Origin of the sequence: Bacillus cereus group sp. BfR-BA-01524 (assembly GCF_022662595.1) — a bacterium.
GTDB lineage: Bacteria > Bacillota > Bacilli > Bacillales > Bacillaceae_G > Bacillus_A > Bacillus_A thuringiensis_S.
Genome location: NZ_JAKUDW010000014.1, coordinates 43,934 through 69,571, shown reverse-complemented (window position 1 = coordinate 69,571; position 25,638 = coordinate 43,934). Strand labels below are relative to the sequence as shown.

Here is a 25,638-nt window from a genome sequence, read left to right as displayed (position 1 = left end):
TATGAAGAGGTTAGGTATATTCCTATTCGTGCTTGTTCTCGGTTATATATTTTATTACGATATAAAAATCGGTACTTTACCGATGTTAAGTTCATATAAAAAAACAACTGCTGCCCAAACGATTAAAAAAGAAAATACAGACAACCAACAAAATAAAGAGAACAAAACAGAAAAAGAAACGGATGTATCTTATAAAACAATTGAAGTAAAAACTGGTGAGACAGTTCTTTCTATTACAGAACAAATTAACAAGAAAAAAATTCCTTCCATAGAAAAAGTCATTGACGACTTTAAACAATTAAACAAAAGTACATCTGCTACAAAAATACAAATTGGAAAGTCTTATAAATTCCCGTTATATCAATAAGCTATCACTTAATCCTTGTCAATTACATAAAGGCGCTGATACAATAGTAAAAGTGAAACCGAGTACTTCGGTTTCTATAGCCCTATATCACGTATACTATCATTGATATGAGGGACTAAATAAGAAACTTCTTTTATAAGGAGAGCGATCTATTCGTGAATGAAATGACTCATCGTACAAAAACACGTCCAGTTAAAGTCGGTAATTTAACCATTGGCGGTAATAATGAATTAATTATACAAAGTATGACAACAACAAAAACACATGATGTTGAAGCAACAGTTGCCGAAATCAAGCGTTTAGAAGAAGCTGGCTGTCAAGTCGTCCGTGTTGCCGTTCCAGATGAACGCGCAGCTAATGCTATTGCTGATATAAAAAAACAAATCAACATTCCACTTGTTGCTGATATTCATTTTGATTATCGCCTTGCTTTAAAAGCAATCGAAGGTGGCATTGATAAAGTACGTATTAATCCAGGTAATATTGGTCGTCGCCATAAAGTAGAAGCTGTTGTAAATGCAGCAAAAGAGCGCGGTATTCCAATCCGTATCGGTGTAAACGCTGGTTCATTAGAGCGTCACATTTTAGAAAAGTATGGATACCCAACTGCTGATGGTATGGTTGAGAGTGCGCTACATCATATTAAAATTTTAGAGGACTTAGATTTCCACGATATTATCGTATCTATGAAAGCCTCTGATGTTAACTTAGCAATCGAAGCATACGAGAAAGCTGCTCGCGCTTTTGATTACCCATTACATTTAGGTATTACAGAATCCGGAACATTGTTTGCTGGAACTGTAAAAAGTGCCGCTGGTCTTGGAGCAATCTTAAGTAAAGGCATCGGAAATACACTGCGTATTTCATTAAGTGCTGATCCAGTTGAAGAAGTAAAAGTTGCTCGTGAACTATTAAAATCATTCGGTCTTGCGTCTAACGCAGCAACACTTATCTCTTGTCCAACTTGTGGTCGTATTGAAATCGATTTAATTAGCATCGCTAACGAAGTAGAAGAATACATCTCTACACTTCAAGTACCAATTAAAGTTGCAGTACTTGGTTGCGCTGTAAATGGTCCTGGTGAAGCTCGTGAAGCTGATATCGGTATTGCCGGTGCACGTGGAGAGGGATTATTATTCCGTAAAGGGCAAGTCGTTCGTAAAGTACCAGAAGAAACAATGGTAGAAGAACTGAAAAAAGAGATCGACGTAATTGCTGCTGAAATGGCTGCTGAACGAGAAAAAGAAAAAGAAAAAGAGACACAAGAACAATAAAAAGAAGGTTGCCACAATATTTGTGAGCAACCTTCTTTTCTACGTAAAAAAGCTCGTCAGTTATATAACCGACGAGCTTTTACTTTGCACATTTTGGACAACGACCATATATTTCAAACTTATGACCCGTTACTTCATAACCAGTAAAATCTTTATTCATAAAATCCATTGGGCAGGAAGTAATCTCTTTCGTCCCCCCACAATCCAAACAAATAAAATGATGATGATGTTCCATAATAGAACAAGTAAAACGAAAATGTTTTTCACCATTTAATTCCGTTTGTTCTAAAACACCAATCTCAGCAAAAACTGTTAAGTTACGATAAATCGTATCAAAACTAAGCCCTGGATAATCGTCTTTCATATGCTCTAAAACGTCTTTCGCAGTTAAATAACGATTATGTGCTGCAAATAATCTGAGCATCTCTTCTCTTTTTCCAGTATGTTTGTATCCTTTTTCTTTCATTAGGCGTAAAGCTTCTGTTAGATTCATACCTATCCCTACTTTATGCAGTTTTTTTCTTCTTCCATAAAATCGCACCGATTAAAATAAGAACTGCTATCATAACAATTGTACCACCTGGTGCTAGATCAAGTTGATACGAAGCAAACATTCCACCAATTACTGCAATTTCACCAAATAAAATGGAAAAGAAAATTGTTTGTTTAAATCCTTTAGCAATACGAATACTTGCTGCAACTGGTAACGTCATTAATGATGATACGAGAAGAACCCCTACTACACGCATTGATACTGCAATGACAAGAGCAACTAATATAATGAAAATAAAGTGAATCCATTTCGCTCTTAAACCAGTTGATACTGCGTATTCCTCATCAAATGATAGTAGAAACAGCTCTTTATATAATAAAATAATTGTCGCAACAACAACAATTGCTACAATCCCAATAATAATTAAATCCGTACTTGTTACAGCACTGACACTACCAAATAAATAACTAAATAAGTCTGTGTTAAATCCATTTGCAAGTGAAATGAAAATAACTCCAACTCCCATCCCTGCCGAAAGGATAATCGGAATTGCTAATTCTTGATAGTGCTTATATACAGTTCTTAACTTTTCGATTAATAGCGCTCCACCAATTGAAAAAACCATCCCCATATATAAGGGGTTTAAAAATCCACCTGTAAAAATGGTTTTTTCAAGTAATAAACTTGCTGCAATACCTGATAACGTCACGTGACTTAATGCATCCGCAATAAGAGATAAACGACGAATAACAACAAACACACCTATTAGCGGTGCAACAAGTCCAATTAAAATACCTGCGTATAAAGAATTACGTAAAAAGTCATATTGTAAAAAATCTTGTATCATTATATCCTCCCGTGATGCTCATGTTCGTGTTCTAAACGATGAACATGATGCCCATATAAGACGGACATTTCTGCATCTTCTAACTCTCGGAACTTCTCTACATTTCCATGGAAATGTAGATGTTGGTTTAGACATGCAACATGTGTTACTTTTTCGGTAACAGCTCCCATATCATGAGTAACAAGAATTAATGTGATTCCCAACCTTTTGTTTAAATCCTCTAATATTTCGTAAAAACTTTCCACATTTTTTACATCGATTCCAACAGTAGGCTCGTCTAAAATAAGCAATTCAGGATCACTAACGAGCGCACGAGCAATAAATACACGCTGTTGCTGTCCACCAGAAAGCTCTCCAATATTACGACCTTGAAACTCACTCATCCCTACATCAGCAATTGCTTTTTCTACCTTTTTCTTATCCTCTTTTGTGAAAAAGCGAAAAAGCCCTTTTTTCGAAACAAGTCCCATTGACACAACTTCAGAAACAGTTGCTGGAAAACCAGAATTGAAACTATTTGCTTTTTGGGATACATAACCAACTTTATTCCATTCCTTAAACTTCTTACTATCAACGCCAAACACACGAATGCTTCCTTCTTTTGGCTTTAAAACGCCTAATAAACACTTAAGTAAAGTTGATTTACCTGAACCATTCGGTCCCACTAAACCTAAAAAAGCTCCCTTCGGAACTTGCAAATTAATATTTTCTAACACATTCCGATCTTCGTATCGGAATGTTAAACCTTCAATCTCTAATATATTATTCATAGCATCTCACCTATTTTAATTCAGAATGATTCCGATTTATATCTATTTGAATTATAGTACAGCTTATTATAGTTGTAAACCAATCTGCCTAAAATATATCTATTTTTTCAAGAAACCTTACTATTATAACAAAAAGCAGAGAAAAATTCTCTGCTTTCGAAAAATATTCCTATATACGTTTAGTGAATAGCCGATTTAAACTTACCACCATTTGTCTCTTGCGTGCTCATAATCGTAACAAACGCATTTTCATCAATTTCATGCACAATTGACTTTAACTTCGTCACTTCTAGACGCGTTACAACTGCATAAATAACTTCTTTTTCTTTATCTGTGTAACCACCTTTTGCTACAAGCTTTGTAGTTCCACGGCCGAGTCGATGTAAAATCGCATTTGATACTTCCTCATATTGATCAGATACAATTAAAACTGCTTTCGTTTCATCTAGCCCTTGAATTACTGTATCGATTGTTTTAAATGCAATATAGTACGTCATAACAGAATACATCGCTTGTTCCACACCAAACACAAATGCTGCCCATGCAAAAATAAATAAGTTCACAAACATTACGAATTCACCAACAGAGAACGGTAATTTCTTCGTTAATAAAATCCCCATAATTTCAGTTCCATCTAACGATCCACCATGACGAATTACAAGTCCAACACCAAGACCTAAAATAAGACCACCAAACACAGTCGCTAAAATAGGCTCTGTTGTAAACGGTGGCACCGCATGTAACGTTGACTCAATGAATGCTAACGCTACAATACCAAATGCCGAAGATAACATAAATGTTTTTCCAATTTGCTTATAACCCGAATACATAAATGGGATATTGAGAACAACGACTAAAGTAGAAAAACTTAACCACCAAATATTAGGAGTAAGATAATCTAATATAAGAGAAATACCAATAATTCCACCATCAATAATTTTATTTGGCATTAAAAATAGTTCAATCGCTACCGCCGCGCACGCTGCCCCAAAAATAATCATAACTAAACGATAAATGAGATGAATAACACTTTCTTTTCGATGTTGCTTTTGCTCCATAGGTCCTCCCTTTACTCTTTTTTCTGTAGTTTTGTCCTTATATTATAACATACGCTTCTTTTCCTCATGAAAAAAGAAACTCCATACGAATATGTACAAGCTATATGCTCATATATTTCGATAGAAGAACGCTTGAAGGAGGATAATAAGATGAACCTCATTAAACAAATTGTTAATAAAAAATTAAATCATATTTCTACAAAAGAGTTATTAAAATATAGCAAAGAATATGAAGTTTCTATTACGACTGCACAAGCTGACCAAATCGTTTTACTTATGAAAGGTAAAAATATTAATATTTACGATAACAACGAGCGACTAGAGCTCTTAAAACAGATTGCAAAAGTAACTTCCCCTGCCACTGCCCAACAAGTAAATACATTATTTCAGCAATTACTAAAATAAGGAGGGGAAATCCCCTCCTTATTGCGCTTTAATTTTTTCAAGAAGCCCTTCATCAAAAGTACCGTTTTTCAGCATTTCGATTTCCAATTTGTATGGTGGCTTCTTATCTTTTTTATCTTCCCCTACATACGGTGTTTCAAGAATTTTTGGTACATGCATTAACTGTGGATGATGTACAATATGATGCAACGCTTTATACCCAATGTGACCAAATCCGATGTTTTCATGACGGTCTTTTCCTGCTCCGCGTACATTTTTACTATCATTAATATGAAGTACTTGCAAACGATCCACACCAACGATCTTATCAAATTCGTTTAATACACCGTCAAAGTCATTTACAATATCATATCCTGCATCGTGCGTATGACACGTATCAAAACATACAGATAGCTTTTCATTATATTTTACGCCATCAATGATCTTTGCAATTTCTTCAAAGCTACGACCACATTCTGTTCCTTTTCCTGCCATCGTCTCTAACGCAATGTTAACCGTCTGTTCTGGCGTTAATACTTCATTAAGCCCTTTAATAATTTGTTGAATACCAGCATCTGCTCCAGCACCAACGTGCGCTCCTGGGTGAAGAACAATTTGTTTCGCTACACCTAATGCCGATGTCCTTTCAATTTCCATACGAAGGAAGTCTACACCTAATTGGAATGTTTCTGGCTTCGTCGTATTCCCAACATTAATAATATACGGCGCATGGACGATAATTTCCTCAATACCATTCAGCTCCATATGTTTTCTTCCTGCTTCTATGTTCAATTCTTCAATTGGTTTTCTTCGTGTATTTTGCGGTGCACCTGTATAAATCATAAACGTTGTTGCACCGTATGAAACAGCCTCTTCACTTGCTGCTAATAACATGTTCTTACCACTCATGGAAACATGAGATCCAATCTTTAACATACAATCACCTCTTCAATATACAATAGATATAATGATAGCATAATTTGTAGAAATATGTAGTGAATTGTTTGTTCACAAAAGACGCACTACACAAATTTATATGAGTATTTAAACAGACTATACTCTTCATTTAAATTAGCGGGATTAAAAAAAGATAAGGGAAACCCCTTATCTTTTTTTATTGCTATATTTTCTCTTCACTTTGTCACGTTCTGTTGCAAGTTTACGTTTATAGTTTGGTTTTACTTTTTTCGGTTTTTTAATAACTTTCGTTGCCATAACATCAAGTTCGTCATTTGGTTTTTTACGGCTCTTACGACGACGACGCTCACCTAAATCCGCCCACTCATCTCCGCGTAAATCTACATGTTTAAACTCGATATGACGTTGTTTTTCTAAGCTATCTAATGCTTCTTCGTTTGCTGGATCATAAATCGTCACTGCAATACCAGAATGCCCCGCACGTGCTGTTCTTCCAACGCGGTGAACGAAGAAATCTAAATCTGATGGTAGCTCATAGTTAATAACATGGCTAATTCCTTCAATATCAATACCACGTGCTGCTAAATCAGTCGCAACAATATATTGGAATTCAAGGTCACGAATTTGTTTCATCATTTTTTTACGATCACGTGGTGATAAATCCCCGTGAATTCGTCCAACTTTTAAGCCGCGTTCCATTAATCCATCAGCAACTTGATCTGCCATCTTTTTCGTATTCGTGAAAACAACTGCTAAATACGGTTTAAATTGAAGTAGCATTTTATTCACTAAATCAATTTTATTACGATGTTTAGAAGGCACTAAATAGTGTTCAATGTTTCCAGCTGCAACTTGTTTTGGATTGATATGAATATGCTCTGGATTCTCCATATATTTCTTCAGAAACGGTTTTAGTTTTTGAGGAATTGTTGCAGAGAAAACTAGCATTTGCAAGTTTTTAGGCATGCGTGCTGCAATTTTATCTACATCGTGAATGAATCCCATATCAAGCATTAAGTCAGCTTCATCGACAATAATCGTATTTGCTTTATGAACAAATAATGCTTGTTCTTCTACTAAGTCTTTAATACGTCCTGGTGTCCCGACTACGATATGAGGTTGTTTTTTCAATTTTTCAATTGAACGTTGTTTATCAGTTCCACCAATTAAACAACGCGCTGTAATTATTTGATCTTCCGCACAGAATTTTGTTAATTTCACAATCTCTTCGTAAATTTGTTGTGCTAACTCACGAGTAGGTGCTGTAATAACAAGTTGTACTTCTTCACGGCTTGCATTAATTCTGTTCAATGTAGGAAGTAAGTATGCATGTGTTTTCCCAGAACCTGTTTGGGATTGTCCAATTACACTTACACCTTTTTTCACGACCGGGAAAATTTTCTGCTGAATTCCTGTCGGCTCTGTAAAGCGTAGTTCACGAACTGCATCTATTAAAAATGGTTTAAAATCATACTGTGTAAAAGTTTGTTGTGTCATAAGTTACACCTTCTTTCTAAATTTCTACTGCGCGCACAAATCAGTCAAGTCTACATTATATCGAAATCTACAAGTAAAATCCATCTTTAGTTTAGGTTTCCCCTTCAAAAACTAACCTTCTTCCCCCTTATTGCATATTGTATGTGTATATACCTAACTGAAGAAAGGAGGATTTCTCACATGTTTCCAAAATCCCCCACAAGACAAATGTATCCAAATCAAGGGCAGCAACCTTATACACCATATCCAATTCCACAACTACCACCGATGGCACAAAAAAAGAAAGGGTTCCTTGCTAAACTCTTTAAAAAACACGATCCAACCGAACCTTACATGCAAATGGTTCCGCCTTATCGACAAATGGAAGGACCGCCACCAATGATGCACCAGCACCAGCAACCGCCACCTCAATATCGGCAACAATATCAACCCCAATATCAACAGCAATACCCACAGCAGTACTCACAGCAATATCAACCATACATGCAGCAGCATCCAGAGCAAATGATTCCCCCTCAAATGTACGAATCAAACGAAACGCGCGGCGGTGCAGCAACTACAGCAGCATCCAGTAGCGGCATCGGCAGTTTTTTTGCGAATTTAATTTCGAATCCAACTAATATGATAAACAATATAGAAAAAGTATCCCAAGTCGTTCAATCTGTAAGCCCTGTCGTCGAACAGTACGGCCCTATTATGCGTAACCTACCAAGCATTGTTAAAATCCTCACCTCTGGAAAAAGTACGGAAGAAGATTCAACTAAAAATCAGGCTGAAGACATAACAGAAAAGGTTGAGGTAGCAACTCCGCCTCCTCCACAAAAAAAAAGAAAAAGAAAAAAAATAGTGATTGAGCCAGTCATAGAAAAAGAATTACGAGAGGAGCCTGTTCAAAAAACAGCAACAAAACCAAAACTATATGTGTAACAATCCTTTGTTTTCTATCCACTCCTCCTTTATAATGTAAAAGACTATGCACAAAAGTATCCCTTGTTTAGAAGGAGAGGATTACTCATATGAAAATTGTTAAAATTTCCCCTCGTGGTTATTGCTACGGTGTTGTCGATGCAATGGTAATTGCACGTAACGCCGCATTAGATAAATCATTGCCGAGACCCATTTATATTTTAGGTATGATTGTTCACAATAAACATGTTACAGACGCTTTTGAAGAAGATGGAATCATCACATTAGACGGTCCAAGTCGCTTAGAAATTTTAGATAAAATTGATTCTGGTACTGTTATTTTCACTGCACACGGTGTTTCTCCAGAAGTTAAACAACGCGCAAAAGAAAAAGGTTTAACAACAATCGATGCCACTTGTCCAGATGTTACCAAGACGCATGACCTTATCGAAGCTAAGAAAGCGGAAGGGTATCATGTCATTTATATCGGTAAAAAAAATCATCCAGAGCCAGAAGGCGCAGTTGGTATTGCACCTGACATCGTTCACCTTATCGAAAAAGCCGATGATTTAAAAACATTAGAAATCCCAACAGATAAAATTTTAGTAACGAATCAAACAACGATGAGTCAATGGGATGTTCAACATTTAATGGAGGACATTCAAAAAAAATTCCCAACAGCAGAATTCCATAAAGAAATTTGTTTAGCAACTCAAGTTCGCCAAGAAGCTGTCGCTAAACAAGCTGATGTTGCAGACTTAACAATTGTTGTCGGTGATCCGAAAAGTAACAACTCCAACCGTTTAGCACAAGTGTCACAAGAAATTGCTGGTACGAAAGCATACCGCGTTGCAGACGTAAGTGAGATTAAATTAGAGTGGCTACAAGGTGTAGAAAACGTAGCTGTTACAGCAGGTGCTTCTACTCCAACTCCAATTACGAAAGAAGTTATCGCTTTCTTAGATCAATATGACCCAATGAATCCCGCTACATGGGAGAGAGTTCGAAAAGTACCGTTACAAAAAATATTACCTCGTGTAAAAGTGAAAAAAGAACAATAATAAAAACCGTTGCCTATATGAGCAACGGTTTTTATTTTTCTTATACAAATGTAAATGGATCTGTATGTAATTGCGAAGCATGAATGTGTACATTGAGTTTCTTTGCATCCACTTTTTCTTGTAATTGCTTTTGTACACCTTGCTTCATTACTTTTTCAACGTTATGTCCTGGGTCAACTATATTTAAACCGAGCATCATCGCATCATGAGCAACATGATAATACATGTCACCTGTTACATATACATCCGCTCCTTTAAATTTAGCTTGATTGATGTATTTGTTACCATCACCACCAAGTACAGCTACTTTGCGCACTTTATCATCTAATTTCCCAACAACTCGTGCACCCTTTACATCTAATGATTGCTTTACATGCTCTGCAAACTGTCCAAGTGTCATTTCTTCTTGTAAATATCCTATTTTTCCAAGCCCTAATGTTTCGCCTTTGTTATCAAGTGGGTACACATCATATGCTACTTCTTCATATGGATGCGCCGTTACCATTGCTTTAATCACTTTTCGTTGTAGTGAAACTGGAATAATCGTTTCGATTCGCACTTCTTCTACGCGCTCTAACTGTCCAGTTTCCCCTACATAAGGATTTGTCCCCTCTTGAGGTACAAACGTACCTGTACCCTCGCTACTAAACGTACAGTGGCTATAATTACCGATGTGACCAGCACCTGCGTCTCCTAATGCTTTTCGTACTTCCTCTGCATGAGTTACTGGCACAAACACAACAACTTTTTTCATTTCTTCTGCATATGTCGGTGCCAAAACTTCTGTATTTTGCAACCCTAACGCCTCAGCAAGTAAATCATTTACCCCGCCCTTGGCAACATCCACATTTGTATGCGCTGCATAAATGGCAATATCATTTTTAATACACGTTTCAATAATTCTTCCGTACGCTTTATCTGTATGAATCGCTTTTAACGGATTAAAAATTAAAGGATGATGCGCGATAATGACATTCGCTCCTAATTGAATCGCTTCCTCCACAACTTCCTCCGTTACGTCTAATGCAATCAATACGTGTTGTACAGATTTATTAAGCGCTCCAATCTGCAGACCAATTTTATCTCCTTCCATCGCCAGATGCTTCGGATACATACTTTCAAATAAAGAAATAATTTCATGGCCATTTGGAATTTTACTCATGATAAAACCTCCTCTATCATTTTCATTTTCGCTTCTACTTCCGCACGCTTCGCTTTTGTTTCTTCAGAATTAGCCGCACGTTCTAACTGTTTTAAAATATTTTGGAAGTTTTTCAATTCCCCTTCCCATTTCTCACCAAAAGCTTCATTTTTCGCTTTTATTAGAAATGGCCCCATAAACAATCCCGCTTGCTTATTTTCCGAGTAAGGTGCTTCGACATTTCCTCGCTCTCCTACTAAAATCTCGTAAATTTTCCCATCTTCTTTTACGATTTTTTCATGGATAAGCTCCCAACCATTTTCAACAAACCATTCACGAATATGATGCGCTGCAATATTCGGCTGTAAAATTAAACGTGTTACACCTTCTAATTTTTCTTTACCACTTTCTAAAATGTCACGAATTAACGCTCCACCCATTCCAGCAACCGTAATAACATCTACTTCTCCTGGCGCTATAACAGCTAATCCATTCCCTTTACGAACGTCTACTTTATCTTGCAAGCCACTTTCAGCTACAGTTGCTTGCGCAGAACGAAACGGTCCATCTACAACTTCTCCTGCAACTGCTTTTGTAGCAATATTATTTATAATTGTATAACACGGTAAATACGCATGATCCGATCCAATATCAGCAACTGTAGATCCTACCGGTATTTCACGTACAACTTCTTCTAATCGTTTTGAAAGCTTTACTTCATTCATGTATTTCCATTACTCCTTCTCTTGTCAGTCTGTCTCCATGATAATGAATTTATAGTAGTTGTTGCAAGCCTATAACAACAATTCACTTCTCTATCATTTATCGTATTTTAGAAAATATAGAAAAACAAGCCCTTTGCATAAGCAAAAGACTTGTCATACGGAACTTTATTTTTTCTTCGATAACCAATCAGCTACTTTAGTGGCTTGATCAGCTGGAACTATATTGGCAGGCATATTGCCCTTTCCTTTCGAAAGAATTTCTTTAATTTCATCCTTTGAAAGTTTCCCACCAATTTTTTGTAAGTTAGGTCCTACTGCCCCTTGTAACTGATCACCGTGGCAGCTCGTACAGCTTTGCTTCACAATATCCTCTGGTTTTGATGCTGTTTGTGCTGGCTTCCCGCCATTTTTTGCATCAGCTAACTCTTTAGATTTATTTAGCCCCTGAAATGAAAATACAAACATAACGATAATACCCAATGCTGCAATAAGAGCGAACGGAATCAGCGGATTACGTTTCATATCTCTTCTCCCCCCTCTATACCCCTAAATAGTTAGATGATTCAGTCATTTCCATTGTACTTGAAAACGCTCTATCAGAAAAGAGTAAACTACTACTTGTTAGAAATATTCCATAAATTCAGTTTATTGTTTTTTATTGTCATATAGCTTATTATTTCGATAATTATTAACGTTTCTCATCATATTTTTCGCTTTTCTACATATATTTTTGTATAGAATAAACAAAATTAATCGAAAAATCGAAAAATGAGCATTTGCAAATCAAAAGACAATTCTGTAAAATAAATTACAAGAAATTGTAATCGTTGCCGATAGCTAAATTTTAACAAAAATTAACAAAATAAAAAAGTTTACTTCACAAAGGTGAAGTAAACTTAAAAAATAACCTATTCTAAGAAATCCTTAAGACGCTTACTACGACTTGGATGTCTTAATTTGCGAAGTGCTTTTGCTTCAATTTGACGGATACGCTCTCTCGTTACGCCGAATACTTTCCCAACTTCTTCAAGCGTACGAGTTCGTCCATCATCTAAACCGAAACGAAGACGCAGAACATTTTCTTCACGATCTGTTAGTGTATCTAACACATCTTCTAATTGTTCTTTTAGCAATTCATAGGCTGCATGGTCCGCAGGCGATGTTGCTTCTTGGTCTTCAATAAAGTCACCTAAATGGGAGTCATCTTCTTCACCAATTGGTGTTTCAAGAGAAACTGGCTCCTGTGCAATTTTTAAGATTTCACGTACTTTTTCTGGAGCAAGATCCATTTCTTCACCAATCTCTTCAGGAGACGGTTCGCGACCTAAATCTTGTAATAATTGACGTTGTACACGAATTAACTTATTAATCGTTTCAACCATATGAACTGGAATACGAATTGTTCGCGCTTGGTCTGCAATCGCACGTGTAATAGCTTGGCGAATCCACCAAGTTGCATACGTACTAAATTTGAAACCTTTACGATAATCGAACTTTTCAACAGCTTTAATTAGACCCATATTACCTTCTTGAATTAAGTCTAAGAAAAGCATACCACGGCCTACGTAGCGCTTTGCAATACTTACTACAAGACGTAAGTTTGCTTCTGCAAGACGACGTTTCGCTTCTTCATCGCCTTCTTCAATACGCGTTGCAAGTCGAATTTCTTCTTCTGCAGATAGTAAGTCTACACGACCAATTTCTTTTAAATACATACGAACAGGATCGTTGATTTTAACCCCAGGTGGTACACTTAAATCATTGAGGTCAAACTCTTCTTCTGTTTTTGTAATTTGGCGATTATTAGGGCCTTCTTCGTTGTCATTATCACCAACTAAGTCAATGCCTTGTTCACCTAAATATTCATAGTATTCATCCATTTGATCGGATTCAATTTCAAATCCATTCATGCGTTCTGCAATCTCTTCATATGTAAGAACGCCACGTTTTTTTCCGAGCTCAGTGAGTTGTTCTTTCACTTGCTCAAGGGTCATTTCAGTTTCAATTTGTTTAGAACGAGCTGGTTTGTCAGCCATCTGTTCCCCTCCTTACGCGAGATACAAACATTCATTATACTAAAACTTTATCAAAAAAGCTATTTTCTCGCTTTTTGATTTTGTAAATATGCTACATAATATTTAGCAGCCTCTACAGGATCTGTTTTTTCCATTTGTTTCACTTTAAAGATGATCTCCATCTTTTCAAGTTTTTCCTGATGCCGTCTAAGCGTCTCCAGATGGCCTTGCAACACTTCTTCTGTGTATTCTGGATTAATAAATTCATCCGTCGAAATATCAGTGATAATATTTTTCAACTTTTCATCAGAGAGCCAACTTAGAAATGTTCCGACTGAAGGTTCATTTCCCTTTTCATAATATGCGTATAGTTCATATAAAATCCCTTTATGTTCTTCTGTATGAAAATCTTCTATATGGGATTCCATACGAACAGCTACTTCTGCACTTTGCAACATATGGTAAATAATTTCTCTTTCCGCTCTTTCAAAACCTGTTAACTTCGGTTTTGTTTGAACGACTTGAGACGGTTTAGCAACCTGCTTTATTTGTTTTTGCTGTACCTTTTGTTCTTTGCGATATTGGTGCAATTGATTCAAAAGCGTTTCCATTGAATACGAAAACTCTTGCGACAATGACTTCAAATATGACTCTGCCTGCATCGCATCTTGTAACAACGATAACTCTTTTAAAACACTTTTCACATATTCTTCTTTGCCAGACTCATCTTGCAAATTTTTCCCTAAACGCAAATAATTTATTTTAAAACCAACAAAACTCATACTTGATTTCACAAGATTTTCAAAAGCGGTAGTCCCATATTGTTGCACATATTCATCAGGATCAAGCTTATCTGGCAAGGATGTGACTTTCACTTGGCAACCAACTTTTAGCAATAATTGCCCTGCTTTCATCGTCGCTTCTCGCCCTGCTTTATCACCATCATAGCAAAGAACAACAGTTTCAACGTTACGTCGCAGAAGTTTTGCTTGTTCTTCAGTTAAAGCTGTTCCCATTGTCGCAACAGCTTCTTCCACACCACTTTTTACCGCAGCTAGTACATCGGCATATCCTTCAAAAAGAATCACTTGCCCACGTTTTCTAATAAACGGTCTTGCTTGGTGGAAGTTATACAACAATTTACTTTTGTGAAAAATCGGCGTTTCGGGGCTATTTAAATATTTCGGAGTGTCATCTCCTAACGCCCTTCCACTAAACGCTATCACCTTACCTTGTAACGTATAGATCGGGAACATAACTCTTCCACGGAAGCGATCGTAATGACTACCATCCTTCTCACTTCTTATTAGAAGGCCAGCTTGTTCCATACTAGACAGCGATAAACCTCTTTTTTGTAAAATTTTCGTCGCTGCATCCCAAGCAGGTGATGCATAACCAATTTCAAACTTCTCAATCATCTCTTTCGTAATACCACGGTTTAATAAATATGAAAGTGCTTCATTTCCTTCTTCCGTATTTACTAATAAATGATGATAATACTTTTTCAATAATTCATGAGCTTGTTGCATGATGACAGTGTCATCAGATATCTCTTCTTGTTGTCCTTGCCCTGATGTATACTCTGCAACCGCAATTCCATTTCTTTCGCCTAGCTTTTGAACAGCCTCGGTAAAAGCCAGTCCTTCCATTTTCATTAGAAAGGAAAATACATTTCCACCTTCTCCACATCCGAAGCAATGAAAAATTTGCTTATCAGATGAAACAGAGAATGAAGGAGAATTCTCACCATGAAATGGACAAAGGCCGAAATAGTTACGCCCCTGTTTTCTAAGTTGAACGTATTCACCAATGACTTCTACAATATCGGATGATGTCCGAATCTGTTCAACAACTTCTTCGGGAATTCTGTTCCCCATAACTCCATCTCCGTGTCGTATTTTGTATTCGATATAAATTAAAAAATTCCTTTATAATTCGACAATATTTTTCTAAACTTGTTAGAAAGTGTTGCCGATTACATTGTATAAACGATTTTGAACCTTTCCTATAGGTCCTTTATCTGCATAAATCGCATATACATACTTGCTATATAAAATTGTATACATTTGCTCATCTGTTACAAATGTATCTCTTAGAAACAATACATATACACCTTTTTACAAGAAGAGTAGCAAGCCACATATACTGTTTGATCTTGAGATCTGTAACTTTTTCATGTTGATCCATATAACAATCAACTCCATTTTGTTCAGTATCTACAATGATCCAATTGCCTTGCTATTTCCTTAAAGGATGAGCATATGATGCGACAAACAAAATTCCGACATGAAATTCCGCTCCAACTTGCACAATTTCAACCTTCACGGGATATACATCTACACCAACTAATATGTTGTTGATGTTTTGCATATTTCTGTATTCTACATCCCTTCTGTGAATCCTTCCATAATGTGCGTTTTCTTGTATAGATTTTGTCGATTTAACGTAATTACATGTCTTTTTCGTAAATCCTATCCCTAGTTTATTCTGAAAAATTAAAGTCTAAACGTAAAATATAGGTTTTTATCACAATTTTTTATTATAATATATTTTCTTCAACTACGCTACATATCCCTTTATTTTTTCATCTTACATTTCAGGATGACAAACTCACATCTTGAATATACTAAAAGACAAAGGAGTATAAGTATAACCATTACACTACAATCTATTACAAAATCCATAGGTATCATATTTCACACGAGCGAAAAAAGCACATTCACCTTTGGTAAATGTGCTAAAACATTTTTTGGTTTTGCACTGCATTCACAATAATATTTGCTGTTTCTTCAATCGCTTTATTCGATACATCGATTACTTGGCAATTTATTTTACTAATTACTTCCTCAAAGTGATCAATTTCTTCTTGAATACGATTAATATTTGCATATGTTGCTCCATCACTTAATCCAAGTGATTTTAATCGTTCTTTTCGAATATGATTTAACTTATCTGGCGTAATTTTCAAACCGAAACATTTTTCTTTTGCCACTTGATATAGTTCTTCAGGTGGGTCAACTTCTGGTACGAGTGGTACATTCGCAACTTTCAAGCGTTTGTTATGAGCTAAATATTGGGAAAGTGGTGTTTTTGATGTACGCGAAACACCAATCAACACGATATCTGCTTTTAAAATACCTCGTGCATCTCTGCCGTCATCATACTTCACAGCAAACTCAATCGCTTCAATCTTTTTAAAGTATTCTTCATCTAACCTACGGACAACACCTGGCTCATATCTCGGCACTTGCCCCGTAATTTCTTCAATTTGATCAATAAGAGGGCCGATAATATCGTATGCCTCTACCCCTTCTTTTGCAGCCTCTGTTACTAAATACTGGCGCATATCAGGCTTAACTAACGTAAAACATATAAGTGCTTGATTACTCTTAGCAATCGAAATCACTTCTTTTAATGTCCCTGTATCTTCTACATACGGTACACGTCTAATATCAGGAGCAAACGGGAATTGCCCCATTGCTGCTCGAACAACCAAATCAGCCGTTTCCCCTACAGAGTCAGATACGACATATACGATTTTATTATCCATTACATTACCTCACTTTAAACAAATCACACTTATTCGTTATTTACTAAATTTACAAACGCGCGTGTAATATTTGTTTTTGTAATTCGCCCAATCACTTCTAAACCTTGTTTCGTATCTTTTACAACTGGCATTGCATCAATCTGTCTTTCTATTAATTCCATCGCAATATCATATAAAGAATCCTCTCTACGACACATCGCAATGTTTGGCATCCTTGTCATGATAATATTAACCGGAAGAGAGGTTAAATCCTGCTTTCCTAAGCTCGCTCTTAATAAATCTTTACGAGACACAACACCAACTAATAGAGTCATCTGATCTACAACGAACAATGTACCAACGTCCTCTAAAAACATCGTACAAATTGCATCGTATACGGAAACATTTTTATCAATTACAACCGGTCTAGATTGATAATCTTGTACTTTAATTTTCTTAACAGCTTCAGATAATAGCTGCCCCCCAGTTTTACCTGTATAAAAATAACCTACGCGTGGACGTGCTTCTAAATAACCAGCCATCGTTAAAATTGCTAAGTCTGGTCTTAGTGTCGCACGTGTTAGACCCAATTGCGCTGCAATTGATTCCCCTGTAATAGGACCGTGATCTTTTACAATCTGAATGATATGTTCTTGCCGTTTATTCAGCTCTATGATAATCACCACCTTTAATGCACAACGAAAAAAGTTATACTATCTCTTAAATATTATATACTAAATATGCTATTCGAAAAAGAAAGTATGTAAAAAGGACCGTATACGGCCCAAAATTATATTTGAAACTTATCAAGTTGTTCTAAAAAACGTCTTGATTTCAAATAAATTCCGCAATATTCATCATAATATGTATTCAATACTAAACGCATTTGTTTTTTTGTGCTATCCTTTACCGATACATTTCCGAGCCTATGTAAATCGAAATGGAAGAAAAGACGTAATAATTTATGAACAGCTTCTCCTACCGGTATACGATATGGGTCTTGCTCTGCATGACGTGAGCACAGAAAACCGCCTTCCCTGACGGAGAAGGCGACAAAGTCTGTTTCTTGATGACAAATCGCACATGTATCAAAGTACGGGCGCATCCCTAATACCGGAAGCATTTTCGTTTGATAAATTAATGATAATACTTCTGAATCAACACCCTCACACATATAATGCAACGTTTGATATAACATTTCAAATAAATACGGATTATGTTTTTTATCTTCTGTTGCTTTATCAGTTAACTCAACAATAAATGATGCATAAGCAGTTAAAAATATATCCTCGCGAATTTCTTTCATAGTTGAAATAATCTCGCCTTGTTGCAATGTTCCAAGCCCAGATCCCATTTGAATAAGAAAATGGCCATGTGTCATTAGTTGCGACACAGATGCTAACCGGCTTTTCGGCTTTTTTGCCCCTCTTGCCATTGCACTTATCTTACCAAGTTCTCTTGAGAATATTGTAACAATCTTGTTCGTTTCTCCGTAATCTGTCGTACGGATAACGATGCCCTCAACTTTTTGAAACATGTTCGTCACCATCCAAGGTTTGAACAAAACGGGTCAAGAAATTGGAGAGTCTAGATGCGCTAGCTCCTCTTCATGTTGATCCATCTCATCGTTTACGTCTTTTTCCATTTCTTTCAAAAGCAAGTACGTTTCAATGCTTCCTGTTTTGGAGAAAAACTTCCAGGTAAAATCTAGCATAAGAATCCACCTTTCTCAATAAGCGTAGCCTATAAACCAATTTCCTTTGTTGTTATTAAATTGACCCATTTTGTCCATTTTCATGTGAGAAAAATTTTTCCTAATTTATCAAAGTTCATAAAAACCAATAATCAGTGGATGAACCAACCATCCACTGATTACAACTTTACTCTATTTTAGTACTCATCCTCGCGGAAACCTAGGTCACGAAGCTGAGACATTTTATTACGCCAATCTTTTTGCACTTTTACCCATACTTCTAAAAATACTTTAGAACCAAGTAGCGCTTCAATATCAAAACGAGCTCGCTTACCAACTTCTTTTAACATTTTTCCTTGTTTTCCGATGATGATTCCTTTTTGTGATGCACGTTCAACAACAATCGTTGCATTTATATAAACTGCCCCGCCCTCACGCTTTTGAATCGCATCGATAACAACAGCCACAGAATGCGGCACTTCTTCACGTGTTAAATGTAGTACTTTCTCACGAATAAGCTCTGCAATAATAAATCTCTCCGGATGATCCGTTACTTGATTCTCTGGATAGTATTGTGGTCCTTCTGGTAAATACTTTTTAATTGTTCCAATTAAAGCGTCCACATTATTACCGTCTAACGCAGAAATTGGTACGATCTCTGCAAACTCATGTAGTTTACGATATTGATCAATTAACTCTAGTAATTGCTCTGGATGAAGTTGGTCAATTTTATTAATGACTAAAAATACTGGTTGTTTCGTTTCTTTTAATTTCTCAATGATGAATTCCTCACCACGACCAAATCCTTCAACTGCATTAACCATAAACAGAACAATATCCACTTCTTTTAATGTCGTTTGCGCCATCTTTACCATGAAGTCGCCTAATTTATGTTTAGGTTTATGTATTCCTGGTGTATCAATGAAAATAACTTGTGCATCATTTTCTGTATATACACCTTGAATTTTATTACGAGTCGTTTGTGGCTTATCACTCATAATAGCAATTTTCTGGCCGATAATACGGTTTAAAAATGTAGATTTTCCAACATTCGGTCTGCCAATAATAGAGACAAAACCTGATTTATAACCTTTTCTATTCATGTAAATCCTCCGCTAAAAATGCTCCTGGTAACAATTCTCCGACTGTCGTCTCTTGAACGTCACCATGTAAGTTTGATAAGTATACTTTCGTATCCTGTTTACATAATTCTACCATAACTTGTCGACATGCTCCACAAGGAGGTACTGGGCGCTTTGTATCTGCTACAACCGCAATGGCTACAAATTCTTTATCTCCTTCAGAAACCGCCTTAAATAAAGCTGTTCTTTCAGCACAATTACATAAGCCATATGATGCATTCTCAACATTACATCCACGATATACTTTTCCACCGCGCGTTAATAATGCTGCACCCACTTGAAATTTAGAATATGGTACGTACGCTTGTTTACGCGCTTCGATTGCTTCTAGAATTAATTGTTTACTATTCATATTCCCGCATCCTTCCTGTTCACAGCTATGAAGAGATACACTCTCTCATTAAAGGCCCTTACAGCACTTCCAAAGCTTAATAAAAGCTTCGGAATGCAACTATACCATATACGGTAAAAAGATAATAGCACCAATTATAACAGCTATAATTGCAAACAATAAAACTGCTCCTGCCGCAACATCCTTTGCAATTTTTGCAAACGGATGAATATCGGCAGTCGCTAAATCTACCGTTTTTTCCACAGCCGTATTTACCATCTCTAAACTCATTACACTCCCTATTACAATAAGTAATATCATCCACTCTATTTTCGTAATATGGAAATAAAAGCCGCAGCATATAACAATGACTGCGGCTAAATAATGGATTTTCATATTTCGTTCATGACGAAAACAAAAGAATATACCAGCTATAGCATATCCAAAACTATCTATAAGTTTTCCTTTTTTCATCGTCCTAATCCAAAAGCTTCTAAAATTTCTTTTTGTCTTCCGAACATTTCTTTTTCATCATCTTCAGTCATGTGATCATAACCAAGTAAATGTAAAAAGCCATGCAACGCCAAAAATCCAAGTTCACGATCGAAAGAATGTCCGTACTCTTCAGCTTGCTCTTTCGCCCTCGGAATAGAGATAATAAGATCACCTAACATGCGCGGCATCTCTGCACCAACAATCTCCATTTCTCCTTCTCCCATCTCTTCCATGGCAAAGGATATTACATCTGTAGGTTGATCTTTATCTCGGTAATCACGATTAATTTCTCTAATGCGCTCATTATCTACAAATGTCACCGATACCTCCGCACCATCCTCGATATTTTCCATTTGAGCTGCTTTTTCTAACACTTCACGAATTAAACTCATATACTCTTCTTTTACTTCTTCTGTTTCATCAATAAAATCAATTAACAAACTCATTCTTTCTCCTTTTCTTCCGGAGGTTCCGGATATGTAATACGCGAATGGAAAATACCATTTAACGTTTCACACAACGTTTTTCCAACGATTTGTAGTTCCTTAAACGTCAAATCACATTCACTAAATTGACCGTCTTGCAGTCGATCTTTAATAATACTTTGCACCAAATTATTAATTTGTTCTGGCGTTGGGTGATTCATAGAACGTACCGCAGCTTCTACACTATCAGCAATACCAACAATTGCCGATTCTTTCGAAGTTGCTTTTGAACCTGGATAACGGAACATCTCTTCTGTATATTTTTCTTTATCTTCTTTAATAGCTTTATAATAAAAATATTTCAGTAACGTTGTACCGTGATGTTGCCCAGCGATATCAATAATTTCTTGTGGAATATGATATTCTTCGAGCATTCTTACTCCATCCGTTACGTGAGCAATTATAATATCTTTACTCGTTACAGGATCTAATTTATCATGCGGGTTTTCAATTCCCATTTGGTTTTCAATAAAGAATTGCGGTTGTACTGTTTTTCCTACATCATGATAATATGCCCCTACACGCGCTAATACACCATTTGCCCCCACTGCTTCACAAGCAGCCTCAGAAAGATTCGCTACCATTACACTATGATGATATGTCCCTGGCGCTTCTAACAAAATTCTGCGTAAAAGCGGATGATTTGGACTTGATAGTTCCATAAGCTTCATACTTGATACGATTCCAAGTCCACTTTCTAAATATGGTAAAATCCCCATAGCCAAAACGGATGATATAATCCCTGAAAGTGAAGCCATTAATAATTGCGTACCAATTTCAAGAGGCGAAAAATTCCCATTACGTAATAATAAGAGCGCCGCTAATACGACTACATTTAATACAGAAACGAGTATACCAGCTTGTAAAATCATTGTACGACGATTTTTTTCTCGCAAGAAAATACTAACCGATAATGAACTTAACAATACGTAAATCCCTACACTATAATTTAATGTACTCGTTACTCCTTCATTAAACATAATACTTCCGCATACAGAAAAAATCATACTCGTTAAAAAGACAAATCGATCACCAATCATTAGTTTTACAAGTATTGTTCCCATCGCAACTGGGACAACATATGCAATCCCTGCATATTCAAGTTTTTGAAATAAACTAATGATTTTCATTAAGACGATTGTAATAGACAAAATTGTAATATACGCTAAAACATACGGTCTATCTTCTCTTTTTCTCTTTAAAAATAATTCAAATTGTTTATGCATAAAGTATAGTAACACACCAATGAGTACCGCTAATCCAACATAAGGTTGAAAGCCGTTCCCTTTTTCTAACAAACCAACTAATTTCAACTGATTATACACATCACTTGAAATTGTTTCACCTTCTCTAACAAGAACTTGCCCTTGAAGAATATAAACAGGTGGAACTAAATCTTCCTCTGCTTTTCTCTTCTCTTTCGTTAAGGTCGGGTCATAAAAATAGTTCGCTGAAATCGCATATCTTCCTAGCGCCTTAATTGACTCTTTTAAACCATTATCAACATTAACACTATTCATCTCACTTACATATCGTTCTTTCGCATCTTTCAATTCGTCCATTTTAATATGCTCAGTCATGATACTATTAATCGCTGTGACCGCAGCATCTTTCGCTAATACTAATTGGCTCGAATCTGCATTAATCAAATTTAGTAAGTTTGAATCAGATAATTCTTTCGTTAAGTCAGTGGGTAGTTTCTTTTTTAACTTGTCCACTTTCTCAGCATCAGTCATCTTTTTTTGATCATCCGGTCCAACAGCTTTAATCTCTTGCACCACTTCATCTACTTTAGCAAAGACGTCATTCACAATATCAACTTTATTTTGTTTATACTCACTTTTATATGTATATTGATCTTCAACTTTTGTAGCGGCTTCTTTTTTCTTTTTATCCGTTGTAACTTTATCTTCAATTTTTATAGGAGAATGGATTGTCTTTTTCGCAATAGAATACATGTTAACATCTAATTGCTCTGGTTTTACATTATTCATAAGCGCAAAAAACAGCACTGCTCCTAATACAACGTAAGAAATCCAACTTAGTTTTTTCGAATGTTGTAAATTACGAAACCACTTAGAAATTTCTTGAGATCTTGACATGATTTCAATACCTTCTCCTCTCCAGAAATAAAGTGAAACTATTTATAGCTTTCATTTCTTCTACCCAACGATACTTTGAGGCAACATTTTATACCAGTACCTATAGTTTATTTTCCTTATCTTTCATGATAGTAAAAAATACGACGTTCGCCAACCTTATCATACAAAAAGAAATGATCCTGACAAATAGGATCATTCCATTTTATCATATGCCTCAATAATACGTTGCACCAATGGATGTCTCACAACGTCCGTTTGTTCTAATGTAATAAATGACAGACCTGATACACCAGATAAAATATTAGCAGCTATAGATAGCCCTGATTTTACCCCTTTCGGCAAGTCTACTTGTGAAGGATCTCCTGTAATAACCATTTTAGAACTAAAACCTAACCTTGTTAAAAACATTTTTATTTGAGCACCCGTTGTATTTTGAGCCTCATCTAAAATAACAAATGAATCATCAAGCGTACGTCCCCTCATATAAGCAAGCGGCGCGATTTCAATTACTCCTCGCTCCATCATACGCTGCGTATATTCTTGTCCAAGAATATCATGTAAGGCATCATATAATGGACGTAAGTATGGATCCACCTTCTCTTTCAAATCCCCTGGTAAAAAACCTAAATTTTCTCCAGCTTCTACAGCAGGTCTTGTTAAAATAATTTTCTTTACATATCCTTGTTTTAAAGCCCTCACAGCCATTACTACAGCTAAGTATGTTTTTCCAGTTCCTGCAGGCCCTATCCCAAAGACAATATCATTCTTCTTCATCGCATGAATATATCGTCTTTGCCCCATTGTTTTTACACGAATGGATTTACCTTTTGCAGTCTTGAAAATTTCTTCTTCATATAACTCTTCAAATTGAGCAATTTTCCCTTGTTGTGCGAGCTGAATTGCATACGCAACATCTCTCTCTGAAATTGATATACTTTTACGAATTACAACAAGTAATTGCTGTAAGATTTTTTCTACGAGTGTCACCGTTTCAACTGCCCCAGATACATGAACAGTTTCTCCTCTAGTTACGATCGATACATTCAGTTCTCGTTCAATTACTTTTAAATGCGCATCATTGACTCCAAAAAGAGCGATTGCTTCGTTAGTATTTTCCAATTGTTGGTTCATTTCTACTAATTGTTCTGCCATTACTCAGTCTCCTTGAATATCGGATTCGGATATTGGTTGTGGCTCTGCAATATTTTCAACCACAGTATAATGCAATGTGACTTTTAGTTGATCCGCCTCAACCTTTTTACTCAAAATCTTATCACTTACAATCATAGCATGTTCATCCAATTTTTTCTTTAGTTCTTTTTCAGCCATCTCTTTCGCTACTTTCAGCGCTTGCTTTTCTGTATATTCTCGATTCGCTTCTTCCTCTTCTCTTACAACATCTTTTTCATATGCAATCGGCAGTGTAAAACCAAATAATTTCACATCATGCTTTACACTTTCAGTACGAGAGCGTTTATACTTATCATGTTGAAATCCCCATATTTTTATTTTCATATCCCCAAATTTAAGAAAATGTTCATTATATACATTACCAGTATACACTTGGAATTGCGTCTTTAGTGGGACATCTACCTTAGACGTATACCACGTTTCGCCATACACAATACCTTTCGCTGAAACAATCGTCGGACTTTCCTCATTACCATATATTCCCGATACGAGAATCTGCCCTTTTTCTACATGATCATTTTTCAGTACAACCGGCTTTCCAACTTCTACAAACGTTTTTGTAATAATCGCTTCTTTTTTTGCTACTAAATTTTGCGGCCTTTGTTCCTTTTCTTTTTTCGGTTCGTTTTTTTCAACGATTTTAAAATGATACGTTGTTCCTCTTACTTCTAGTCCCGCCCAAGTAATGGCATTAATATTATCTGTCAAATGGCGTTGTACATCTTCTACATTCGGCATTTGAAACTGTAGTTTCCCTTTTTGAATACCCATTTTATCCAATTCTTTCATCAATATATATTCTGTTTCAGGTTTTGCTCCTGAAATTTCAATTTTCCAAACCATATTTGACATTGTAATCACGCCAAAAAAGAAAATTAAAAACCCAATTAAAAATCCACTGTTTTTAATTAAACGCTTATTCCAAAAAGGAAAACCATAACGTCCAATAAAATATAATTTACATTCATTTTTTCTATAAATTGGTTTTATTTTTTTCACATCGCGTAACAACATACAAAAAACTAACGTTTCATCAGCTATCTTCCTAACATCCCAAACTAATAAATTCCTCCGTACACATTCATTAACAAACCGTTCCGCTCCTCTACCTTCAATTCGCACTTTTACATATCCAAGCCACTTTATAAACCATTTATTTTTCATTTACCACCTTCACTACCTTTCTAAAAGTAGATATACCACTTTTCATTTGA

28 protein-coding genes are annotated in these 25,638 nt (G+C 36.0%); 5 read left to right on the top strand and 23 right to left on the bottom strand.

Features of this window, described 5'->3' with window-relative positions:
- The first annotated feature begins 1 nt into the window (after window position 1).
- On the top strand, window positions 2-367 hold the full coding sequence (gene yqfZ / locus MR170_RS07150; protein ID WP_016080270.1) for a protein YqfZ: 366 nt from the start codon (window positions 2-4) through the stop codon (window positions 365-367).
- Window positions 368-531: 164 nt separating this feature from the next.
- Entirely contained in the window at window positions 532-1,641 is a 1,110-nt protein-coding gene (gene ispG / locus MR170_RS07145; RefSeq protein WP_170956784.1) for a flavodoxin-dependent (E)-4-hydroxy-3-methylbut-2-enyl-diphosphate synthase, read from the top strand.
- 79 nt (window positions 1,642-1,720) lie between these two features.
- Here the strand turns inward: ispG and MR170_RS07140 are convergent, their stop codons facing one another.
- The 4 genes from MR170_RS07140 to MR170_RS07125 all read right to left on the bottom strand — a co-directional run bounded on the left by MR170_RS07140 (window position 1,721) and on the right by MR170_RS07125 (window position 4,809).
- Entirely contained in the window at window positions 1,721-2,134 is a 414-nt protein-coding gene (locus MR170_RS07140) for a Fur family transcriptional regulator (protein ID WP_001054516.1), read from the bottom strand.
- Window positions 2,135-2,147: 13 nt separating this feature from the next.
- The gene (locus MR170_RS07135) at window positions 2,148-2,981 is read right to left on the bottom strand and encodes a metal ABC transporter permease (RefSeq protein WP_000613817.1); all 834 of its coding nucleotides are present in this window, start codon (window positions 2,979-2,981) and stop codon (window positions 2,148-2,150) included.
- Complete coding sequence (locus MR170_RS07130) at window positions 2,981-3,751, bottom strand: metal ABC transporter ATP-binding protein (RefSeq protein ID WP_001059662.1); 771 nt, start codon at window positions 3,749-3,751, stop codon at window positions 2,981-2,983. Before MR170_RS07130 ends, MR170_RS07135 begins: the two co-directional genes overlap by 1 nt.
- 179 nt (window positions 3,752-3,930) lie before the next feature.
- A complete protein-coding gene (locus tag MR170_RS07125) occupies window positions 3,931-4,809 on the bottom strand; it encodes a YitT family protein (RefSeq protein ID WP_000435960.1) in 879 nt (292 codons plus the stop codon).
- Window positions 4,810-4,959: 150 nt separating this feature from the next.
- Here MR170_RS07125 and MR170_RS07120 point away from each other — a divergent pair, with 150 nt between their 5' ends.
- The gene (locus tag MR170_RS07120; RefSeq protein ID WP_001048958.1) at window positions 4,960-5,214 is read left to right on the top strand and encodes a DUF2624 domain-containing protein; all 255 of its coding nucleotides are present in this window, start codon (window positions 4,960-4,962) and stop codon (window positions 5,212-5,214) included.
- A gap of 18 nt (window positions 5,215-5,232) precedes the next feature.
- Here the strand turns inward: MR170_RS07120 and MR170_RS07115 are convergent, their stop codons facing one another.
- Entirely contained in the window at window positions 5,233-6,129 is an 897-nt protein-coding gene (locus MR170_RS07115) for a deoxyribonuclease IV (protein WP_016080267.1), read from the bottom strand.
- A 168-nt stretch (window positions 6,130-6,297) separates the two neighbouring features.
- Window positions 6,298-7,608, bottom strand: coding sequence for a DEAD/DEAH box helicase (locus MR170_RS07110; RefSeq protein WP_242307835.1), 1,311 nt, complete (start codon window positions 7,606-7,608; stop codon window positions 6,298-6,300).
- 180 nt (window positions 7,609-7,788) lie between these two features.
- Between MR170_RS07110 and vrrA the strand changes: the two genes are divergently transcribed.
- Both vrrA and MR170_RS07100 read left to right on the top strand, forming a co-directional pair.
- Entirely contained in the window at window positions 7,789-8,535 is a 747-nt protein-coding gene (gene vrrA, locus MR170_RS07105) for a VrrA/YqfQ family protein (RefSeq protein ID WP_050844526.1), read from the top strand.
- A gap of 89 nt (window positions 8,536-8,624) precedes the next feature.
- Window positions 8,625-9,575 (top strand): 4-hydroxy-3-methylbut-2-enyl diphosphate reductase, encoded by a 951-nt coding sequence (locus MR170_RS07100; protein WP_000706657.1) that lies wholly within the window; start codon window positions 8,625-8,627, stop codon window positions 9,573-9,575.
- Window positions 9,576-9,615: 40 nt separating this feature from the next.
- On the opposite strand, the gene MR170_RS07095 is transcribed toward MR170_RS07100, so the two are convergent.
- The 17 genes from MR170_RS07095 to yqfD all read right to left on the bottom strand — a co-directional run bounded on the left by MR170_RS07095 (window position 9,616) and on the right by yqfD (window position 25,588).
- Entirely contained in the window at window positions 9,616-10,737 is a 1,122-nt protein-coding gene (locus tag MR170_RS07095; protein ID WP_048563817.1) for a Nif3-like dinuclear metal center hexameric protein, read from the bottom strand.
- Window positions 10,734-11,441 carry a tRNA (adenine(22)-N(1))-methyltransferase gene (locus tag MR170_RS07090; protein ID WP_043936252.1) on the bottom strand — a complete coding sequence of 236 codons (708 nt, stop codon included), beginning with the start codon at window positions 11,439-11,441 and terminating at the stop codon, window positions 10,734-10,736. The genes MR170_RS07095 and MR170_RS07090 overlap by 4 nt, the downstream gene beginning before the upstream one ends.
- Before the next feature lie 165 nt (window positions 11,442-11,606).
- On the bottom strand, window positions 11,607-11,963 hold the full coding sequence (gene cccA / locus MR170_RS07085; RefSeq protein ID WP_000828142.1) for a cytochrome c550: 357 nt from the start codon (window positions 11,961-11,963) through the stop codon (window positions 11,607-11,609).
- 386 nt (window positions 11,964-12,349) lie between these two features.
- Entirely contained in the window at window positions 12,350-13,477 is a 1,128-nt protein-coding gene (rpoD, locus tag MR170_RS07080; RefSeq protein WP_000764066.1) for an RNA polymerase sigma factor RpoD, read from the bottom strand.
- 59 nt (window positions 13,478-13,536) lie between these two features.
- Window positions 13,537-15,333, bottom strand: a complete 1,797-nt coding sequence (gene dnaG / locus MR170_RS07075) for a DNA primase (RefSeq protein ID WP_242307833.1) — start codon at window positions 15,331-15,333, stop codon at window positions 13,537-13,539.
- 81 nt (window positions 15,334-15,414) lie between these two features.
- The gene (locus tag MR170_RS07070) at window positions 15,415-15,558 is read right to left on the bottom strand and encodes a hypothetical protein (RefSeq protein WP_000479733.1); all 144 of its coding nucleotides are present in this window, start codon (window positions 15,556-15,558) and stop codon (window positions 15,415-15,417) included.
- 635 nt (window positions 15,559-16,193) lie between these two features.
- Complete coding sequence (locus tag MR170_RS07065) at window positions 16,194-17,006, bottom strand: pyruvate, water dikinase regulatory protein (protein ID WP_000368944.1); 813 nt, start codon at window positions 17,004-17,006, stop codon at window positions 16,194-16,196.
- 29 nt (window positions 17,007-17,035) lie between these two features.
- Window positions 17,036-17,668: a transcriptional regulator CcpN gene (ccpN, locus tag MR170_RS07060; protein WP_000583756.1), complete on the bottom strand. Its 633-nt coding sequence runs from the start codon at window positions 17,666-17,668 to the stop codon at window positions 17,036-17,038.
- A 107-nt stretch (window positions 17,669-17,775) separates the two neighbouring features.
- Window positions 17,776-18,522, bottom strand: a complete 747-nt coding sequence (recO, locus tag MR170_RS07055; protein ID WP_000487007.1) for a DNA repair protein RecO — start codon at window positions 18,520-18,522, stop codon at window positions 17,776-17,778.
- A 33-nt stretch (window positions 18,523-18,555) separates the two neighbouring features.
- Window positions 18,556-18,699: a YqzL family protein gene (locus MR170_RS07050; RefSeq protein WP_000883924.1), complete on the bottom strand. Its 144-nt coding sequence runs from the start codon at window positions 18,697-18,699 to the stop codon at window positions 18,556-18,558.
- Window positions 18,700-18,875: 176 nt separating this feature from the next.
- A complete protein-coding gene (era, locus tag MR170_RS07045; protein WP_001080230.1) occupies window positions 18,876-19,781 on the bottom strand; it encodes a GTPase Era in 906 nt (301 codons plus the stop codon).
- Window positions 19,774-20,172 carry a cytidine deaminase gene (locus MR170_RS07040; RefSeq protein ID WP_001086285.1) on the bottom strand — a complete coding sequence of 133 codons (399 nt, stop codon included), beginning with the start codon at window positions 20,170-20,172 and terminating at the stop codon, window positions 19,774-19,776. The genes era and MR170_RS07040 overlap by 8 nt, the downstream gene beginning before the upstream one ends.
- Window positions 20,173-20,271: 99 nt before the next feature.
- Entirely contained in the window at window positions 20,272-20,625 is a 354-nt protein-coding gene (locus MR170_RS07035) for a diacylglycerol kinase family protein (protein WP_000715464.1), read from the bottom strand.
- Window positions 20,622-21,092 carry an rRNA maturation RNase YbeY gene (gene ybeY / locus MR170_RS07030; RefSeq protein ID WP_016080260.1) on the bottom strand — a complete coding sequence of 157 codons (471 nt, stop codon included), beginning with the start codon at window positions 21,090-21,092 and terminating at the stop codon, window positions 20,622-20,624. Before ybeY ends, MR170_RS07035 begins: the two co-directional genes overlap by 4 nt.
- Window positions 21,089-23,233 (bottom strand): HD family phosphohydrolase, encoded by a 2,145-nt coding sequence (locus MR170_RS07025; RefSeq protein ID WP_029443317.1) that lies wholly within the window; start codon window positions 23,231-23,233, stop codon window positions 21,089-21,091. The genes ybeY and MR170_RS07025 overlap by 4 nt, the downstream gene beginning before the upstream one ends.
- A gap of 192 nt (window positions 23,234-23,425) precedes the next feature.
- Complete coding sequence (locus MR170_RS07020) at window positions 23,426-24,385, bottom strand: PhoH family protein (RefSeq protein ID WP_000840520.1); 960 nt, start codon at window positions 24,383-24,385, stop codon at window positions 23,426-23,428.
- A 3-nt stretch (window positions 24,386-24,388) separates the two neighbouring features.
- Window positions 24,389-25,588, bottom strand: coding sequence for a sporulation protein YqfD (yqfD, locus tag MR170_RS07015; protein WP_098138146.1), 1,200 nt, complete (start codon window positions 25,586-25,588; stop codon window positions 24,389-24,391).
- Between the last annotated feature and the right edge of the window lie 50 nt (window positions 25,589-25,638).